Source organism: Arthrobacter sp. AFG7.2 (genome assembly GCF_002892835.1).
Classification (GTDB): Bacteria; Actinomycetota; Actinomycetes; order Actinomycetales; family Micrococcaceae; genus Arthrobacter.
The window spans coordinates 408,823-426,986 of record NZ_PJMB01000003.1; the positions used below are offsets into that span (position 1 = coordinate 408,823).

General features: G+C 66.8%; 16 protein-coding genes. 13 read left to right on the forward strand and 3 right to left on the reverse strand.

All coding sequences use genetic code 11. The features are described 5' to 3' along the window. Nucleotides 1-139 precede the first annotated feature (139 nt). Entirely contained in the window at nt 140-1,105 is a 966-nt protein-coding gene (locus tag CXX84_RS08345; RefSeq protein ID WP_102976219.1) for a quinone oxidoreductase family protein, read from the reverse strand. A gap of 128 nt (nt 1,106-1,233) precedes the next feature. Here CXX84_RS08345 and argC point away from each other — a divergent pair, with 128 nt between their 5' ends. The 10 genes from argC to CXX84_RS08395 all read left to right on the forward strand — a co-directional run bounded on the left by argC (nt 1,234) and on the right by CXX84_RS08395 (nt 11,291). Beyond that, nucleotides 1,234-2,265, forward strand: a complete 1,032-nt coding sequence (gene argC / locus CXX84_RS08350; RefSeq protein ID WP_102976220.1) for an N-acetyl-gamma-glutamyl-phosphate reductase — start codon at nt 1,234-1,236, stop codon at nt 2,263-2,265. Next, complete coding sequence (argJ, locus tag CXX84_RS08355; protein WP_102976221.1) at nt 2,262-3,428, forward strand: bifunctional glutamate N-acetyltransferase/amino-acid acetyltransferase ArgJ; 1,167 nt, start codon at nt 2,262-2,264, stop codon at nt 3,426-3,428. Before argC ends, argJ begins: the two co-directional genes overlap by 4 nt. 38 nt (nt 3,429-3,466) lie before the next feature. Further along, nucleotides 3,467-4,426: an acetylglutamate kinase gene (gene argB, locus CXX84_RS08360; protein WP_102976222.1), complete on the forward strand. Its 960-nt coding sequence runs from the start codon at nt 3,467-3,469 to the stop codon at nt 4,424-4,426. Then, nucleotides 4,423-5,688, forward strand: a complete 1,266-nt coding sequence (locus tag CXX84_RS08365; protein ID WP_102976223.1) for an acetylornithine transaminase — start codon at nt 4,423-4,425, stop codon at nt 5,686-5,688. The genes argB and CXX84_RS08365 overlap by 4 nt, the downstream gene beginning before the upstream one ends. After that, nucleotides 5,685-6,695, forward strand: coding sequence for an ornithine carbamoyltransferase (gene argF, locus CXX84_RS08370; protein ID WP_102976224.1), 1,011 nt, complete (start codon nt 5,685-5,687; stop codon nt 6,693-6,695). Before CXX84_RS08365 ends, argF begins: the two co-directional genes overlap by 4 nt. Continuing rightward, the gene (locus CXX84_RS08375) at nt 6,695-7,225 is read left to right on the forward strand and encodes an arginine repressor (RefSeq protein WP_102976225.1); all 531 of its coding nucleotides are present in this window, start codon (nt 6,695-6,697) and stop codon (nt 7,223-7,225) included. The genes argF and CXX84_RS08375 overlap by 1 nt, the downstream gene beginning before the upstream one ends. 45 nt (nt 7,226-7,270) lie before the next feature. Further along, the gene (locus tag CXX84_RS08380; RefSeq protein ID WP_102976226.1) at nt 7,271-8,476 is read left to right on the forward strand and encodes an argininosuccinate synthase; all 1,206 of its coding nucleotides are present in this window, start codon (nt 7,271-7,273) and stop codon (nt 8,474-8,476) included. Then, a complete protein-coding gene (gene argH, locus CXX84_RS08385) occupies nt 8,477-9,895 on the forward strand; it encodes an argininosuccinate lyase (RefSeq protein ID WP_102976227.1) in 1,419 nt (472 codons plus the stop codon). A gap of 81 nt (nt 9,896-9,976) precedes the next feature. After that, nucleotides 9,977-10,513, forward strand: coding sequence for a pyridoxal 5'-phosphate synthase (locus CXX84_RS08390; protein WP_102976228.1), 537 nt, complete (start codon nt 9,977-9,979; stop codon nt 10,511-10,513). A gap of 10 nt (nt 10,514-10,523) precedes the next feature. After that, on the forward strand, nt 10,524-11,291 hold the full coding sequence (locus CXX84_RS08395) for a maleylpyruvate isomerase family mycothiol-dependent enzyme (RefSeq protein ID WP_102976229.1): 768 nt from the start codon (nt 10,524-10,526) through the stop codon (nt 11,289-11,291). Here CXX84_RS08395 and CXX84_RS08400 read toward each other — a convergent pair. After that, nucleotides 11,288-11,782: a methylated-DNA--[protein]-cysteine S-methyltransferase gene (locus CXX84_RS08400; RefSeq protein WP_102976230.1), complete on the reverse strand. Its 495-nt coding sequence runs from the start codon at nt 11,780-11,782 to the stop codon at nt 11,288-11,290. The genes CXX84_RS08395 and CXX84_RS08400 overlap by 4 nt on opposite strands. Further along, nucleotides 11,779-13,296, reverse strand: a complete 1,518-nt coding sequence (locus CXX84_RS08405) for a DNA-3-methyladenine glycosylase 2 family protein (RefSeq protein WP_102976231.1) — start codon at nt 13,294-13,296, stop codon at nt 11,779-11,781. The genes CXX84_RS08400 and CXX84_RS08405 overlap by 4 nt, the downstream gene beginning before the upstream one ends. A 113-nt stretch (nt 13,297-13,409) precedes the next feature. Between CXX84_RS08405 and CXX84_RS08410 the strand changes: the two genes are divergently transcribed. Genes CXX84_RS08410 through tyrS form a run of 3 tightly spaced genes read left to right on the forward strand, consistent with a single transcriptional unit; the run spans nt 13,410 to nt 17,729 of the window. Beyond that, nucleotides 13,410-14,102, forward strand: coding sequence for a DNA-3-methyladenine glycosylase (locus tag CXX84_RS08410; RefSeq protein WP_102976232.1), 693 nt, complete (start codon nt 13,410-13,412; stop codon nt 14,100-14,102). 51 nt (nt 14,103-14,153) lie between these two features. Continuing rightward, nucleotides 14,154-16,382, forward strand: coding sequence for a HelD family protein (locus CXX84_RS08415; protein ID WP_102976233.1), 2,229 nt, complete (start codon nt 14,154-14,156; stop codon nt 16,380-16,382). Nucleotides 16,383-16,415: 33 nt separating this feature from the next. After that, nucleotides 16,416-17,729: a tyrosine--tRNA ligase gene (tyrS, locus tag CXX84_RS08420; RefSeq protein ID WP_102976234.1), complete on the forward strand. Its 1,314-nt coding sequence runs from the start codon at nt 16,416-16,418 to the stop codon at nt 17,727-17,729. Nucleotides 17,730-18,164 lie beyond the last annotated feature (435 nt).

Below are 18,164 nucleotides of genomic sequence, written 5' to 3' on the forward strand. Positions count from 1 at the left end.
CCCCGCGGGGGACCTGCTGCTGAGTCACCCGTGCATTCTTCCCATGCCAGATGAACAACAGATGTCCGGCGTCACCTTCTGTTCCCGCCTGGCTGGCCCTGCCTTCACCTGGTGTTTGCCGGGAGGGCGCCCATGGCTGCTATGGGACGAGTATGACTTTGCCCGTGGTCCGGCGTCCTTCAAGGTCCTCGTGCGCCTTGCGTGCCTGGGACAGGGGGTAGCGGGCACCAATCCTGACCTTCAAACTGCCGTTCGCTGCGGCGCCAAACACCTCTTCCGCGCGCCAGCGCCGTTCCGCTGCGTCCCGAAGGTAATGCGCCATGGTGGGCCGGGTCAGGAACAACGACCCGCCGGCGTTCAGCCGCTGCGGATCCACCGGCGGGACGGGGCCGGAGGCCGCGCCGAACAGGACCAGCATTCCCCGGACCCGCAGGGCAGCCAGCGAGCCGTCGAACGTGTCCTTCCCAACGCCGTCGTACACCACGTCAGCGCCCCTGCCGCTGGTGATGTCACGTACCTTCCCCTCGAAGCCGTCGTACCTCAGTACATGGTCCGCGCCGGCGTCGAGGGCCAACTGCTCCTTTTCATCGGTTGAGACGGTGGTGATGACTTCCGCCCCCCGGGCCTTGAGCAGCTGGATCAGCAGCAGGCCGACGCCGCCGGCGCCTGCATGGAGCAGGACTGTGTGGTCCGGCTCCACCTTGAACGTTGAATTCATCAGGTAATGGGCGGTTATGCCCTGCAGTGGCAGGGCGGCGGCCGTGAAGTCGTCAACGCCGGCGGGTACCGGCAGTGCGGCGTCCTCATCAACGAGGGCGTAACCGGCGTAGCAGTTGATGCCTTCCGCCGTCGCCACCCGGTCGCCGGGGACGAAACCGGAGACGCCATCGCCTGCCGCCTCAACCGTCCCGGCCGCTTCTGATCCCGGGGTGAACGGATAGTCCACCTTGTAGGTACCGCTGCGCTTGTAGGTATCGATGAAGTTCACGCCCGCAGCGCCCACCTTGATGAGGAGCTGGCCGGGTCCCGGCACGGGCCGTTCGATCTCCTCGTAGGCCAGGACTTCCGGTCCGCCTGCCTGCCGTGCGACGATAGCGTGCGTCATTGCTCCCCTTCCCCGGTCCGGTATTTCCAGTTCCGGCTGCTCACCATCCTAGGGATACCGCCAGGAACCCGACACAGCCATGCATAAATATAGGCATCTATGCATAACTATTGCTGTATAGTCGTGGCATGACTATTTCTGTTGCAGTGTCCGGCGCCAGCGGGTACGCCGGGGGAGAGGTCCTGCGCCTCCTGGCAGGGCACCCCGGTGTGACCATCGGAGCCATCACGGCCCACAGCAATGCCGGATCCCGGCTTGGCGAACTGCAGCCGCACCTGCACGGACTCGCCAGCCGCATCCTTGAGGACACCTCGGTGGAGAACCTGTCGGGCCATGACGTCGTCTTCCTGGCCTTGCCGCACGGAGCCTCCGCGGAGATAGCCGCCCAGCTTCCGGAAGGGACCGTTGTCATCGACGCCGGCGCGGATCACCGGCTGGAGGACCCTGCCGCATGGGAAAAGTTTTATGGCTCCGCGCACGCCGGCACCTGGCCTTATGGTTTGCCTGAGCTTCCAGGCCAGCGCGAAGCACTCAAAGGCGTCAACCGGATTGCCGTGCCCGGCTGCTACCCGACGTCCGCCCTGCTGGCGCTGGCGCCCGGGTTCGCCGCCCGGCTCCTCCAGCCCGACGACGTCGTCATCGTTTCCGCTTCCGGCACCTCAGGCGCCGGGAAGGCTGCCAAGGTGAACCTGATCGGCGCCGAGGTCATGGGTTCCATGAGCCCCTACGGTGTGGGTGGCGGCCACCGCCACACCCCGGAAATCGAGCAGGGACTGTCCAACGCCGCAGGCGAACAGGTCACGGTTTCCTTCACGCCCACCCTGGCGCCCATGAGCCGGGGCATCCTGACCACGGCAACAGCAAAGGTCAAGGCCGGAACCACGGCGGAGCAGCTCCGCCACGCCTGGACGGACGCCTACGACGACGAGCCGTTCGTCCACGTGCTGCCTGAGGGGCAATGGCCAGGCACCAAGTCCGTGCAGGGATCGAACCACGCGGCCCTGCAGCTTGCCTTCGACAGCCACACCGGCCGGGTTATCGTTACCTGCGCCATCGACAACCTCACCAAAGGAACGGCCGGCGGCGCCGTCCAGTCCATGAACATCGCACTTGGCCTGCCGGAAACCGCCGGCCTTGACCTGCAGGGAGTAGCCCCGTGACCATTACCGCACCCTCCGGATTCCGCGCAGCGGGAGTCACCGCCGGGCTGAAAACGTCAGGAAATCCGGACCTCGCCCTGGTTGTTAATGACGGTCCCGCGAAGGCGGCCGCCGCCGTCTTCACCAGCAACCGGGTAGCTGCCGCGCCGGTGCACTGGTCCCGCCAGGTGGTGTCCGACGGCCGCGTGGACGCCGTGATCCTCAACTCCGGCGGAGCCAACGCGTGCACCGGCCCCACCGGCTTCCAGAACACGCACAGCACCGCCGAAAAGGTGGCTGAACTGCTGGGCGTTTCGGCAACCGACGTGTTTGTGTGCTCCACGGGCCTGATCGGTGAGCAGCTCCCCATGGACAAGATCCTCCCGGGCATCGAGGCGGCGGCAGCTGCGCTCAGCACCGACGGCGGTCCTGCAGCCGCGGCGGCGATCATGACCACGGACTCCGTGCCGAAGTCTGCATTGTTTATCGGCACTGACGCCGACGGCAAGGAGTTCAGCATCGGCGGCATCGCCAAGGGTGCCGGCATGCTGGCACCCGGCCTTGCCACCATGCTGGTGGTCCTCACCACGGACGCAGCGGTGGGAGCTGAACTGCTCGACGTCGTCCTCCGCGACTCCACGCGGGTCACCTTTGACCGTGCGGACTCGGACGGCTGCATGTCCACCAACGACACGGTGGTGCTGATGGCGTCGGGAGCCTCCGGCGCCGTGCCGTCCGCCGAAGTGTTCGGTGCAGGCCTGACCCAGGTGTGCGCCGAACTGGCCCGGAAGCTGATCGCCGACGCCGAAGGCGCCAGCCACGACATCGCTGTCCGGACCTTCAACGCCGCCAGCGAATCGGACGCCGAAACCGTCAGCCGCTCCGTGGCCCGGTCCAACCTCTTCAAGGCCGCCATCTTCGGCAAGGACCCCAACTGGGGCCGCGTGCTGTCCGCCGTGGGCACCACCGACGCGGTATTCGAACCCGACCAGCTGAACGTCGCCATGAACGGCATCCAGATCTGCCGCAACGGCAGCATTGGCGATGACCGGGGGCTGGTGGACCTGGGGCCCCGGGAAGTCCTGGTGGAAATCGACCTGCAGGCCGGTGACGCCGAGGCGACCATCTGGACGAACGATCTCACCCACGACTACGTGCACGAGAACAGCGCCTATTCCAGCTAGCGCCAAGCGCCCCGCAACCCGTTCCGGAAAGTGACAGCATGAACACCCAGACGCGCGAGACCACCAGCATGTCCGATGCCCAGGACAAGGCAGGAACCCTCATCGAAGCCCTGCCTTGGATCCAGCGGTTTGCCGGCAGCACCATGGTGATCAAGTACGGCGGCAACGCCATGGTCAATGACGACCTGCGGCGCGCTTTCGCCGAGGACATCGTGTTCCTCCACCATGTGGGAATCCACCCCGTGGTGGTCCACGGCGGCGGCCCGCAGATCAACTCCATGCTGGCCCGGCTGGGCATCGAGTCCGAGTTCAAGGGCGGACTGCGGGTCACCACGCCGGAGGCGATGGACGTGGTCCGGATGGTCCTCACCGGCCAGGTGGGGCGTGAGCTGGTGGGCCTGATCAACTCCCACGGCCCCTACGCCGTCGGCATGTCGGGCGAAGACGGCGGATTGCTCCGCGCAGTCCGGACCGGCACCGTGGTGGACGGTGAAGAGGTGGACCTCGGGCTCGTAGGCGAGGTCGTCGGCGTCGACCCCACCGGAATCCTGGACATCCTCGAGGCCGGCAGGATCCCGGTGATCTCCACTGTTGCGCCGGAAATTGTGGACGGCGGAGACGGGGTGGCCGGCGCGGCGCGCTTCCAGCCCACCGGCCAGGTCCTCAACGTCAACGCGGACACTGCGGCGGCGGCCGTGGCCTCAGCGCTGGGCGCCTCCAAGCTGGTGATTCTTACTGATGTGGAGGGCCTGTACGCCAACTGGCCGGACAAGTCCTCGCTGATTTCCTCGCTCACGGCGTCCGAGCTGCGGGACATGCTGCCGCAGCTCGAATCCGGAATGATCCCCAAGATGGCTGCCTGCCTCAAGGCCATTGATGAGGGCGTGGAACGCGCGCACATCGTGGACGGGCGGCTGCCCCACTCCATGCTGCTGGAAACCTTCACTACCGCGGGCATTGGCACCCAGATAGTCCCTGACGAGGAGATCAACGGATGAATACGGCGGAAAACCTCGATCACCGGACGCCTGTGGCTGAGCTGGTGGAGACCAAGGGCCATGCCGGCTCCGAGTGGCTCGCCCGGTACTCAAGCTCCCTGATGGGCGTATTCGGGACCCCCCAGCGCGTCCTGGTGCGCGGAGCCGGCTGCCTGGTCTGGGATGCGGACGGCAAGGAATACCTTGACCTGCTCGGCGGGATCGCCGTCAATGCGCTGGGCCATGCCAACCCGTTCGTCACCTCGGTTATCTCCAGTCAGCTGGCAACCCTCGGCCATGTCTCCAACTTTTTCACCAGCCCCACCCAGATCGCGCTGGCCGAGAAGCTCCTGGCCCTGACCGGTGCTCCGGACGGATCCAAGGTGTTCTTCACCAACTCCGGCACCGAGGCCAACGAGGCCGCCTTCAAGCTGGCCCGCCGCAACACCGGCGGCAGCGGTACGAAGAGGACCAGGATCATCGCCCTCGAGGGTGCCTTCCACGGCCGCACCATGGGTGCCCTTGCCCTCACCGCCAAAGAGGCCTACCGGACGCCCTTCGAGCCGCTTCCCGGCGGCGTGGTGCACATCCCGTTCGGTGACGTCGAAGCACTCAAGGACGCCATAGACGAAACGGTTGCGGCAGTCTTCCTCGAACCGATCCAGGGCGAGGCGGGCGTGCGCCCGCTCCCGCCCGGGTACCTCCAGGCTGCGCGGGAACTGACCGCCAGGGTAGGCGCGCTGCTGATCCTTGACGAGGTGCAGACCGGCATCGGCCGCACCGGTAAGTGGCTTGCCAGCGAGGATTCCGGAATCCGGCCTGACGCCGTCACGCTCGCCAAGGGCCTGGGCGGGGGCTTCCCCATTGGCGCCCTGGTCACCTTCGGTGACGCGACGTCGTCGTTGTTGGCTGCGGGCCAGCACGGCACCACGTTCGGGGGCAACCCCGTGGCGACGGCGGCCGCCCTCGCCACCTTGCACGCGATCGAAAGCCAGGACGTCCTGGCAAATGTGGCAAGGGTCGGGGAGCACCTGCGCTCCGCGCTGGCGGCCATCCCGGGCGTCACCGAGGTCCGGGGTGAAGGCCTCCTCATCGGCTTCGACCTCGAGGCAGACGTTGCCCCGGCAGTGGTGCAGGCCGGCCTGGATGCAGGGTTCATCGTCAACAGCCCCGGCCCGCGCACCATCCGCCTTGCGCCGCCGCTGGTTCTCACCACCGCGCAGGCGGATACCTTCCTCGACGCCTTCCCGGCAATCCTCCAAGCAGCTAAGGACGCCCAGTGACACCAGCAGCCAGCGCTACCCGGCACTTCCTCAAGGACACGGACCTCAGCCCCGCCGAACAGGCCGAGGTCCTGGACCTCGCAGCCCGGATGAAGGCTGCGCCCTACAGCGTCCAGCCCTTCGCCGCCGAAGGAAACGGCCGCAAGACCGTTGCCGTGATCTTCGACAAGACCTCCACCAGGACCCGGGTCTCGTTTGCGGCAGGGATCGCGGACATGGGCGGCAACGCCCTGATCATCAACCCCGGTGAAGCCCAGATCGGCCACAAGGAATCCGTGGAGGACACCGCCAGGGTGCTGGAACGGATGGTGTCCACCATCGTCTGGCGGACAGGGGCGCACGCCGGCCTGGTGGCCATGGCGGCGAACTCCAGCGTGCCCGTGATCAACGCCCTGTGCGATGACTACCACCCGTGCCAGCTCCTGGCAGACCTGCTGGCCGTCAAGGAGCACAAGGGCAGCCTCAAGGGCCTCACCATGAGCTACCTGGGGGACGCCGCCAACAACATGGCGAATTCCTACCTCCTGGCCGGCGTCACGGCCGGGATGCACGTCCGGATCGCCGGACCGGAAGGCTACCTGCCGGCGGCGGACATCGTCGCAGCCGCCGAGGAGCGCGCAGCAGAGACCGGCGGCTCCGTGCTGGTCACTACTGACGCGGCTGAGGCGCTGGAAGGCGCCGACGTCGTGGCTACGGACACGTGGGTGTCCATGGGCCAGGAAGCCGAGAAGGAAGCCCGGCTGGAACTGTTCCGGGAGTACTCCGTGGACGAGGCAGCCATGGCACAGGCTGCGGAAGACGCCGTCGTGCTCCACTGCCTGCCCGCTTACCGCGGCTACGAAATATCCGCCGGCGTCATTGACGGGCCGCAGTCCATTGTCTGGGACGAGGCCGAAAACAGGCTGCACGCCCAGAAGGCCCTGATGGCCTGGCTGATGCACCGGTCGGGCCTCGCCTTCGTGGAGGGACTTTCTCCCGTGGAAGGCACCGGGGAGAGCACGTTCTAGTGTCCGCCCAACCGGCCTCGCCGGGCTCCAGCCCGGCGACCAAGACTGCCCGCCAGGCGCGCATCACCGCCATCCTGACGGGGGAGTCCGTGCGCTCCCAGGCGGAGCTGGCGGCCCTCCTCGCGGACGACGGCGTGCAGGTCACCCAGGCAACGCTCTCGCGGGACCTCGTGGAACTCGGCGCCGTCCGGGTCCGGGGCAAGGAGGGCGTGCTGGTGTACGCCGTCCCCGGAGAAGGCGGCGAACGGGCCGCCAAAAGCGGGGTCAGCCAGGAAATCCTGGATGCCCGGCTGGCCCGGCTGTGCAGCGAACTGCTGGTCACCGCGGAGGCGTCGGCCAACATCGCCGTGCTCCGGACCCCGCCCGGCGCCGCCAACTTCCTGGCCCTGGCCATCGACCACTCGGTGATGCCGTCCATCCTGGGCACCATCGCCGGGGATGACACGGTGCTGCTGGTCTCCCGGGACCCGCAGGGCGGCCAGGACCTCGCCGCCAGGTTCCTGCAGCTGGCTGAAGAAGCCGGGCAATAAGCTTGAAGACAACATCCAACAACCCCAATTACAAGGAGCATCTCCGTGACTGAACGCATTGTGCTGGCCTACTCCGGCGGCCTGGACACCTCAGTAGCCATCGGCTGGATCGGTGAAGCCACCGGCGCCGAGGTCATCGCCGTGGCGGTCGACGTCGGACAGGGCGGCGAATCCCTGGAAACCATCCGCCAGCGTGCCCTGGGCTGCGGCGCCGTCGAAGCCTACGTGGCCGACGCCTCCGACGAGTTCGCCAACGAGTACTGCATGCCCACGCTCAAGGCCAACGGCCTGTACCAGGGCCACTACCCGCTGGTGTCCGCCATCTCCCGCCCTGTCATCGTCAAGCACCTGGTCAAGGCTGCCCGTGAATTCGGTGCCACCACCGTTGCCCACGGCTGCACCGGCAAGGGCAACGACCAGGTCCGTTTCGAGGTGGGTATCCAGACCCTCGGCCCGGACCTGAAGTGCATCGCCCCGGTCCGCGACCTTGCCCTGACCCGCGACAAGGCCATAGCCTTCGCCGAGGAAAAGGGCCTGCCCATCGAGACCACCAAGAAGAACCCGTACTCCATCGATCAGAACGTCTGGGGCCGCGCCGTGGAAACCGGCTACCTCGAGGACATCTGGAACGGCCCCACCAAGGACATCTACGACTACACCGCCACCCCGGAGTTCCCGCCGGCACCGGATGAGGTCATCATTTCCTTCGAAGCCGGCATTCCGGTAGCGATCGACGGCGTGAAGGTCACCCCGCTGCAGGCCATCAAGGAACTCAACCGCCGCGCCGGCGCCCAGGGCGTGGGCCGGATCGACGTCGTCGAAGACCGCCTCGTGGGTATCAAGTCCCGCGAAATCTACGAGGCCCCGGGTGCCATGGCGCTGATCACGGCGCACAAGCACCTGGAGGACATCACCGTTGAGCGTGAGCAGGCCCGCTTCAAGGCCACCGTTGGCCAGCGCTGGTCCGAGCTGGTCTACGACGGCCAGTGGTTCTCCCCGCTGAAGCGCTCCCTGGAGGCATTCATCGAGGACACCCAGAAGTACGTCTCCGGCGACATCCGGATGACCCTGCACGGCGGCCAGGCTGTCGTCAACGGCCGCCGCTCCGACACCTCGCTCTACGACTTCAACCTTGCCACCTACGACACCGGCGACACCTTCGACCAGTCCATGGCCAAGGGCTTCATCGAGCTGTGGGGCATGTCCGCCAAGGTTGCCTCCGGCCGCGATATCCGGGTCGCAGGAAAGTAAATGGTGTCCGCTACTAACGAGGGCGCACTGTGGGGCGGCCGGTTCGCCGGCGGCCCAGCGGACGCCCTGGCGGCCCTGAGCAAGTCCACGCACTTCGACTGGCGCCTGGCACGTTACGACATTGCCGGATCCATGGCGCACGCCCGTGTCCTGCACAAGGCCGGCCTGCTGGACGACGCCGAACTGGACGGCATGCTGGCTGCCCTCACGCAGCTGGATGAGGACGTCGCCTCCGGCGCCTATGTGCCGGCGGAATCGGACGAGGACGTGCACGGCTCGCTGGAACGCGGGCTGATCGAGCGGGCCGGAACCCAGCTGGGCGGCAAGCTCCGCGCCGGCCGGTCCCGCAACGACCAGGTGGCCACCCTGGGCCGGATGTTCCTGCGCGACCACGCCCGGATCATTGCGCGCGGCGTGCTTGCCACAGTGGACGCCCTGGTTGATCAGGCCAGGGCCCACCACGGGGTTGCCATGCCGGGACGCACTCACCTGCAGCACGCCCAGCCCGTCCTGCTCAGCCACCACCTCCTGGCGCACGCCTGGGCGCTGCTGCGTGATGTGCAGCGGCTCCAGGACTGGGACAAGCGGGCGGGCGTTTCGCCCTACGGCTCGGGGGCCCTGGCCGGGTCCTCCCTGGGGCTGGACCCGGAAGCGGTGGCCGCTGACCTCGGCTTCTTCTCCGCATCGCACAACTCGATCGACGGCACCGCTTCCCGCGATGTCTTCGCCGAGTTCGCCTGGGTGTGCTCCATGATCGGCGTGGACCTCTCTCGGGTGTCTGAGGAAGTCATCCTCTGGGCCACCAAGGAGTTCTCCTTTGTCACGCTGCACGATTCCTACTCCACGGGATCGTCCATCATGCCGCAGAAGAAGAACCCGGATGTGGCGGAACTGGCCCGGGGCAAGGCGGGGCGCCTGATCGGCAACCTGACCGGGCTGCTGGCCACGCTCAAGGGCCTGCCGCTGGCCTACAACCGCGACCTGCAGGAGGACAAGGAGCCGGTGTTCGACGCCGCGGACACCTTGGAGCTGCTGCTCCCGGCCGTCTCGGGCATGATCGCCACGCTTAAGTTCAACACCGGGCGGATGGAATCGCTGGCCCCGCAGGGCTTCGCACTGGCCACGGACATTGCCGAGTGGCTGGTCCGCCAGGGTGTTCCGTTCCGCGAGGCCCACGAGCTGTCCGGCGCGGCCGTGAAGCAGGCCGAATCCCGTGGCGTGGAGCTGTGGGACCTGACGGATGAGGAGTACGCCGCGATTTCAGAGCACCTTACGCCGGAGGTCCGCACGGTCCTGTCCACGGAGGGCTCCCTCAACAGCCGCAACTCCCAGGGCGGTACGGCGCCGGCCGCCGTCGAACGCCAGCTGGTGGCGCTGGAAGCCGAACTGGCCGGGGTCCGGGAGTACGCCGGGAAGTAGCTGAAACGCCCGCCCATTTCCTGCAGGAAGTGGGCGGGTGTTCTGTGTTGATTGCCGGATGGTCACGGCTAGCATGGGGCCATGAGCGACTCCTTCCGCCGGCAACTCCGTGCGCTTCCCGACTTCCCGGCTGAGCTGCCCGGCTTTGACCCGGAGTCCGCCCCCGCAGATCCGGCAGAACTCTTCCGGCAGTGGCTGGAGGAAGCCCTGGCAGCAGGAGAACGCCAGCCGCATGCCTGCAGCCTTGCCACCGTGGATGAAAGCGGTCAGCCGTCGTCGAGGATGCTGATCCTGAAAAACATCGACGACGACGGCTGGCACTTCGCCACGTCCCGCATCTCGCGCAAGGGCCGGGAGCTCAGTGGCAACCCGCGCGCCGCGCTCACCTTCTACTGGCCGTCGCTGGGCCGGCAGGTCCGGGTGGCAGGTCCCGTTGCGGAGCTGTCCGCCGAGGCGTCGGCCAGGGATTGGGCGGAGCGCCCGCGTGCTGACGGCAGCGAAAACCCGGACTGGCAGCTCTATGCCGTCAGGCCTGCCGAGATCGAGTTCTGGCAGGCCAGCCACGACCGCCGGCATATCCGCCACCGCTTCGGCCCGGACGGCGTTCTTCCCGGCTAGGATGAGCGCCATGACCGCTCCCGCACCAGACGAACTGCTCCCCGCGCTCCACAAGGCTGCCGCTGACGTTGCCGCCGATGTTGCCAGGTTCTCGGATGAGGATGTCCGAGCACCCTCGGCGCTGCCCGGCTGGACGCGGGGCCATGTCCTGGCCCACCTGGCCGGCATCTCCAACGCCATGGCACGGCAGCTCGAGTACGCAGCGCGCGGCGAAACCATCGAGCTGTACGACGGCGGCATGGACGGCCGGAACAAAGCGATCGACATGGCGGCCGGGCACGATGCCGCCACCCACCTCGCAGACGTGACCGCTGCCCTGGCCCGGGTGATGAAGGCCTTCGACGCACTGCCCGGCATCAAGGATTCGTCCGCCCACCGCACAGGCTGGTACGCACCCATCGCCTACCGCGGGGGAGTGGTGCTGGACGGCGGGCTGGCCCTCTGGCGGGAACTCGTCATTCACACATCGGACCTGCTGGCCGGAAGGGGACCGGAAACCTGGAGCCGGCCCTTCTGTGAGCACCTCTTTGATTTCCTCGCGGCCCGGGTCCAGCCCGACGACAGGCTGGTGCTGCAACCCCTGGGACTCCCGCCGCTGAGCATCGGCAGCGGCAACAGATCCACGGTGATCAGCGGAATGATTACCGATATTGCGGCCTGGCTGGCAGGGCGCGAACCCACGCTGGGCAGCCTCCGGGCCTCCGCTGCGGCTGACGGCGTTGACCTTCCAACGCTGCTGCCGTGGCCTTCCGGAACCCCCGCCACCACGAAGGATTAGCCGGCCTCGCGCGCCAGCAGGCTTTGCTTGATGGGCAGCCCCCAGCGGAAACCGCCGAGGGAGCCGTCCGTGCGGATCACGCGGTGGCAGGGAACAAACAGGGCCGCAGCGTTGAAGGCGCATGCGCTGGCGGCCGCCCGCACGGCCTTGGGGTTGCCCGCGAGCTCCGCGTACTGGGTGTAGGTCACGGGAAACCCGGGCCGGACCTGCCGCAGGACGTCCCAGGCGTGGATCCGGAACGGCCCCGACACCTGCCGCACGGGGACCTGCATCGCCAGCCCGGGATCGCCGGCGTAGAAGGCCTCCACGGCGTCCGAGATCCCTGCAAGGCCGCTGACCAGCTCCAGGGTGGCGGGCCGCAGACTCGGGTGGATCTGCCCCGTCAGGTCGCCGGGCTTGTCCGTCCAGCCGCTCGAGAGGACGACACCGTCCCGGGCGAGAATAGTGAACGGGCCGTCCGGGGTGTTCATCTGAAACAGCTGGGCCTTCATCGATTCGCTTTCTCTGCTGGTCTGGAGCCTGGTGTGGCATTGTCCGTTCCTGTGCCGCTGCGCGTTGCGGCCGCGGCGCCCGATGCTGCCCGCCACAGGTGCATGGTGGCGTACGAGCGCCAGGGGCTGACTTCCCTGAAATCCATGGTGGAAGCGGTGGCCCCGCCCGCAAGGGCACGGACACCATTCCGAACGGCAGCGTCGTTGGCCAGGAACACATCCGGGGCGCCAAGGATCCGCATGGCCAGGTATCCCACGGTCCAGGGTCCCACGCCGGGCAGCGGGAGGAGTTTCGCGGCCAGGCTTGCCGGATCGTCCCCGTAGCCAAAGTCGAGTCCGCCCTCCGCCATGGCGGCAGCTGCCCCGAGGAGGGCGTCGATCCTCTTGTGCGGGCCCCTCAGGACAGCGTGGCCGCCGGCAGCGATCTCGGCGGGGGTGGGAAACATGCGGTCCAGGCCGTCGCCGGGGCTGTGGCTGGAACGTCCGACGGCGGCCAGCTGGGTGAGGGCGGTCCGCGCCGCAGCGACGGTGATCTGCTGCCCCACCATCGCCCTGACCAGCATCTCGGCGGTGTCAAGCGCTCCGGGCATCCTGATTCCCGGGGTGCCCGCCACTGCGGCCGACAGCCTGCTGTCGCCAGCCAGTGCGCCGTCGATGGCCACGGGATCGGCATCCAGGTCAAAGAGCCGCCGGACCCGGCTTAAAAGCGCGGGCAGGTCACGAAGGTCCACCGCGCCGATGGTGAGGGTCAGCGGCCGCCCCGGAGCGCCGTCGTCGTACTCGACCCGGAAGCGCGCATCCCCTTGGGGCAGCCGCAGGGTGCGGGCGTAGGACGTCGCCGTTCCTGCTTCGATCCCCGGGACGGCCCTGAGCGCCAGGAACGTAAAGATGCCGGGGTCGAAAGGTTCACGGTAAGGAAGGCTGAGCGTGAGGGCGGTGGATCCGGCGGCAGCTTTCGGATGCCCGGCGGCGCGGAGTGCGGTGGGGGTCATGCCAAAGACTTCCCCCATGGTGTCGTTGAACTGGCGGACGCTGCTGAAACCGGCAGCGAAGGCAACATCGGCGAGCTTCATGGAGGTGGAGACCAGCAGGGTGCGGGCGGTCTGCGCGCGGCCGGCCCGTGCGAGCGAGAGGGGGCCCGCGCCCAGTTCCTGGCTGAGGATGCGGTTGAGCTGGCGGGACGAATAACCCAGGCGCGCGGCCAGCCCGTCCACCCCGTCCCTGTTCACCACGCCGTCGCTGACCAGGCGCATGGCCCGGCCGGCAAGATCCTGTCGGAGGTTCCAGGCGGGTGTGCCGGGAACCGCCTCCGGAAGGCAGCGCTTGCAGGCCCGGTAGCCGGCGTCGTGCGCTGCTGCAGAGGTCTCGTAGAACGTGACATTGGACGCCTTCGGAGTCCTCGCCGGGCACGACGGGCGGCAGTAGATGCCGGTGGTCCGGACGGCGGTGTAAAACTGCCCGTCGAAACGGGTGTCCCGGGCGTCGATCGCCCGGTAGCGCTGCCAGAAGTCCATTCCTCCATCCTGTCAGCCCTCCGCGGGCGCGGCTAGCGGAAATCGGACACGGCCGTGACGGCCGGAGCGGTAAATGGCGGGGTGCCCGGGCCGGGTTTGGATAGAGTCTGGCCATGAGCACAAATCCGCCGGCGGCCGGCCAGCCGCTGCGGGAGTTCCTTTCCGGAGACGCCCGCCGGCTGGCGCCCCTGCTGCTGGGAGCCGTATTGACGCACAAGTCCCGGGACGGCGCCGTCTCTGTCCGGCTCACCGAGGTGGAGGCCTACCTGGGCCCCGAGGATTCCCTCCACCCTGACCCCGGATCGCACACGTACCGCGGCCCCACGCCACGCAACGCGCCGATGTTCGGGCCTGCCGGCCACCTGTACGTCTACTTCACCTACGGCATGCATCACTGCACCAATATTGTGTGCGGCCCGGAAGGAACCGCCTCCGCCCTGCTGCTGCGGGCAGGGGAGATCGTGGACGGTGTGGAACTCGCGCAGCTCCGGCGCACCACGTCCAAAAACCCGGCTGACCTGGCGAGGGGGCCCGCCCGGCTTGCCAAGGCGCTGGGCCTGACGACGGCGGACAGCGGTCGCGATGCGCTGGCCCCGCCGTTCGGACTGGTGCTTCCGTCCCGGCCGGCCGGGTCAGTGAGTTCAGGGCCGAGAGTGGGTGTCTCGGGGACCGGCGGAAGCGACCAGTACTCGTGGCGCTTCTGGATCACCGGCGACCCTACCGTCTCCCAGTACAAGGCTGCCAAGCCAAGGACGGCCAGGTCCCGGCCGCCCAAACCGGATCGGTCCGGGTTTCACGAGCGTTAACGGAAATGGTTGTAGAATGGTAGGTCTGTCTTTTGCGATAGGGGAACGTTAATGCTCGACGCCGATTTGGCCCACGAACGGGACTATGTTGCGGGCCTGTATGCCCGGCTGGAGGAGCTTCGCGAGGAAAAGCGCAAGCAGCTTGCGCAGGTCCGCCGGGCCGGTGCCGTTGGCACCATGCAGAACGTTTCCGAGCGCGACGCTTTCGCGGCTCTGTATGAGGACCGCCTGGCGCAGCTGGATGCGGTCGATGACCGGCTGGTCTTTGGCCGCCTGGACCTGGATTCGGGTGAGGCGCAGTACATCGGGCGCATCGGCCTCACCACCGAGGACCTCCAGCGGCTCATGGTTGACTGGCGCGCGCCGGAGGCCGGCCACTTTTACCAGGCCACGGCCTTTGACCGGCAGGGCGTACGGCGCCGCCGGCACTTGATCCTGCAGGGCCGCGAGGTCAAGGCCATTGAAGATGACGTCCTGGACGCCGGAATGCTGGCAGACAACGAGTCGCTGCAGGGCGAAGGCGCCCTGCTCGCCGCCCTGAACTCCAAGCGGACCGGCCGGATGTCAGACATCGTCAGCACCATCCAGTCCGAGCAGGACCGCATCATCCGGTCCTCTATCTCCGGTGCCCTGGTGGTGCAGGGCGGGCCAGGCACGGGCAAGACCGCCGTGGCCCTGCACCGTGCCGCCTACCTGCTCTACACCCACCGCGACCGCCTCAAGACTGCCGGCGTCCTGCTGGTGGGCCCGTCGTCGTCGTTCATGAAGTACATCGAGAGGGTGCTGCCCTCGCTGGGCGAGACCGGCGTGGTGATGGCAAGTGTGGGCCGCCTGATGCCCGGGATCAATGCCGTGCCGGAACCCGACGCTGACGTCGCAGCCATCAAGGGCCGCCTGGACATGGCCACAGTGGTGGCCAACGCCGTATCCAACCGCCAGCGGATCCCTGCCGAAGACCGGATCCTGGAAGTGGACGGCCGCAAGCTCGTGCTGACACCGCGCCAGGTCCGCCGCGCCCGCGAGCGTGCCCGCTCCACCGGCAAGCCGCACAACGAGGCGCGCGTGACGTTCGTGAAGATCCTGCTGCGCGAACTCACCGAACAAATGACCGAGCTGGTGGAAGCCGGGAACATCGGGAACAACGCAGACCGCTCCTACCTGGCCGAGGACGTCCGGTCAGCGCGGGATGTCCGTATTGCCCTCAACCTGTGCTGGATGCCCATGACGCCGGAGAAGCTGATTTCCGAGCTCTTCAGCAAGCCGGCCGTGCTGGAGTTCTGCACCCCCCACCTGTCGCCGGCCGAACGCGCGCTGCTGCAGCGCCCCGCCGACGCCCCATGGACCGAATCCGATGTGCCGCTGCTGGACGAAGCAGCCGAGCTGCTCGGTGAACTGGACCCGGCTGCCGGACGTGGGCTCGCGCAGCAGGAGCACGACCGTGCCCGCGACCTGGCGAACGCCAAGCAGACGCTGGTCAACATGGAGGCTGCGGGGGTTGACCCGCTGATGTCCGCCGAGGAGCTGGCCGAGCAGAACCAGGAGCAGGAAGCGCGGCAAACCGCTGCCGAGCGCGCCACCAGCGACCGCACGTGGGCTTTCGGGCACATTGTGGTGGATGAGGCGCAGGAGCTTTCGCCCATGCAGTGGCGCCTGCTGGTCCGCCGGTGCCCGCTGAAATCCTTCACGATCGTTGGCGACATCGCGCAGACAAGTTCTGTTGCCGGCGCCAATTCATGGCAGGGCGCGCTTGCTCCGATGTTCGGTGACCGCTGGCAGCTGGAGGAGCTGACGGTCAACTACCGCACCCCGTCACAGATCGCCGAAGCTGCGGTCCGGATGGCCAACGCAGCCGGCCTGGTGGTCTCGGCGCCCAAGGCCGTCCGCGAGGGACGCTGGTCGCCGGTCATCGACGAGGTGGACGCCGGGCAGGTGGTCAGCCGCCTGATGGAGGTGCTGCCCGAGGAGCTGGACGCGCTCGACGGCGGCCTGATGGCCGTCATTGCTGACGGCGGCTTCCTACCGGAGGCCACCGCTGCCCTGCGCGCCGCCTACGGACGCCGCGTGGGTAACGGAGCCGGCAGCTACGAGCAGGACATCGTGGTCATCAGCCCGCGGGAAGCCAAGGGGCTGGAGTTCGACGGCGTCGTGGTGCTGGAACCGTCCATGATGCTGAACCATGAGCACGGCAAGGTGGGGGATCTGTACGTCGCAATGACGCGCGCCACCCAGCGGCTGCGCCTGATTGCTTCGGAACCCGTCCCTGCAGGGATCAAGCGCTGATCCGGCACGCCGCATACTGCTAACTTAGAAGGCGTGCCAGAACTCATCAGCCTCGAATCGCAGCAGAACGACCCCACTTTTGCCAACGTATGGCAGGAACTGAAGTGGCGTGGCCTGGTCCACGTCTCCACCGACGAGGCAGAGCTTGAAAAACTCCTCGCCGATGGTTCGGTGACGTACTATTGCGGGTTCGACCCCACCGCCCCGAGCCTCCACCTCGGAAACCTGGTCCAGCTGCTCGTGATGCGGCGGCTCCAGCTGGCCGGCCACAAGCCCCTTGGGCTCGTGGGCGGTTCAACCGGCATGATCGGCGATCCGCGGCCCACGGCCGAGCGCACGCTGAACACCAAGGACACGGTCGCCGAGTGGGTTGGATACCTCCAGGCACAGGTTCAGCGTTTCTTGAGCTTTGAGGGGGACAACGCTGCCCGGATGGTGAACAACCTTGACTGGACGGCGCCGCTGAGTGCCATCGATTTCCTGCGTGAGGTGGGCAAGCATTTCCGTGTGGGCACGATGCTGCGCAAGGACGCGGTGGCCTCACGCCTGAACTCCGAAGAGGGCATCAGCTACACCGAGTTCAGCTACCAGATCCTGCAGGGAATGGATTACCTGCAGCTCTACCGTGATTACGGCTGCGTGCTGCAAACCGGCGGCTCCGACCAGTGGGGCAACCTCACGAGCGGAACTGAGTTGATCCGCAAGGTAGAGGGCAAGAGCGTCCATGCCCTCGGAACCCCACTGATCACCAACGCCGACGGCACCAAGTTCGGCAAGAGCGAGGGCAACGCCATCTGGCTGGATGCCGGCATGTGCAGCCCTTACGCCTTTTACCAGTTCTGGGTCAATACGGCAGATGCCGACGTCGTCAACCGGCTGAAGGTCTTCACTTTCCTCAACCGGGCAGAGATTGAGGAGATTTCCGTGGCGGTGGCTGAGCGGCCGTTCGCCCGCGAAGGCCAGCGGAAGCTTGCCTACGAAGTGACGTCCCTCGTGCATGGCGTCGAAGCGACGGAGAAGGTCATTGCCGCTTCCGCCGCTCTTTTCGGGAACGGAGACCTGGCGGCCCTGGATAAGGCCACGCTCCAGGCAGCCACATCCGAGCTTCCTTCCACCACTGTCCAGGTGGATGAAATGGGAATCGTGGACCTGCTGGTTGCCTCCGGGCTTTCCGACAGCAAGTCAGCTGCGCGGCGCACTGTTGGTGAGGGTGGAGCCTACGTCAACAATGAGAAGGTTACCGATCCTGAGACAGTGATTCCGGAGTCGGAACTGCTGCATGGACAGTACCTCCTCCTGCGCCGCGGAAAGAAGAACCTGGCAACCGTGGAAGTCCTGGTTCCCTAGGCATTCCCGCAGATCAACACCACCCTGCACGCTCCTCCGCAGCCGATTTGCACGGCCGCGGGGGAGCGTGTAATGTTTTCTGAGTCGCCGCCGCTGAAGCGGAAAAATAGCGACCAACCCCCACCAAAAAGTGAAGCAAGTTCACCATGTGCGGAAGCACCGGATCGAATAATTGCTCCACTTTATGATGGGCGGATTCATTCCACAGAGTGAATTCCGGGAAAACAACCGGATTTGCAAAGTGAAAATGAATGAAATAAGATAGAAACATCGCAGCGAAGAAATACGAAATAAGAATTCATTGAATTGAATTTGTTCGGGAATATTCGAATGTGTCTGTTGTTTGAGAACTCAATAGTGTGCCAAGTTTGTTGATACCAATTGTTTTATTGATTGGTTGTTTTGCTGGATCCGCCACCCCGTGGTGTGGTCTGG

Excerpts from the sequence above, each read along its gene's own strand:
- CXX84_RS08405 (WP_102976231.1), bottom strand. The coding sequence starts at position 13,296 with ATGGACTTCTGGCAGCGCTACCGGGCGATCGACGCCCGGGACACCCGT.
- argB (WP_102976222.1), top strand. The coding sequence starts at position 3,467 with ATGAACACCCAGACGCGCGAGACCACCAGCATGTCCGATGCCCAGGAC.
- CXX84_RS08410 (WP_102976232.1), top strand. The coding sequence starts at position 13,410 with ATGAGCACAAATCCGCCGGCGGCCGGCCAGCCGCTGCGGGAGTTCCTT.
- CXX84_RS08390 (WP_102976228.1), top strand. The coding sequence starts at position 9,977 with ATGAGCGACTCCTTCCGCCGGCAACTCCGTGCGCTTCCCGACTTCCCG.
- CXX84_RS08395 (WP_102976229.1), top strand. The coding sequence starts at position 10,524 with ATGACCGCTCCCGCACCAGACGAACTGCTCCCCGCGCTCCACAAGGCT.
- argH (WP_102976227.1), top strand. The coding sequence starts at position 8,477 with ATGGTGTCCGCTACTAACGAGGGCGCACTGTGGGGCGGCCGGTTCGCC.
- argC (WP_102976220.1), top strand. The coding sequence starts at position 1,234 with ATGACTATTTCTGTTGCAGTGTCCGGCGCCAGCGGGTACGCCGGGGGA.
- CXX84_RS08345 (WP_102976219.1), bottom strand. The coding sequence starts at position 1,105 with ATGACGCACGCTATCGTCGCACGGCAGGCAGGCGGACCGGAAGTCCTG.
- CXX84_RS08400 (WP_102976230.1), bottom strand. The coding sequence starts at position 11,782 with ATGAAGGCCCAGCTGTTTCAGATGAACACCCCGGACGGCCCGTTCACT.
- CXX84_RS08415 (WP_102976233.1), top strand. The coding sequence starts at position 14,154 with ATGCTCGACGCCGATTTGGCCCACGAACGGGACTATGTTGCGGGCCTG.
- CXX84_RS08365 (WP_102976223.1), top strand. The coding sequence starts at position 4,423 with ATGAATACGGCGGAAAACCTCGATCACCGGACGCCTGTGGCTGAGCTG.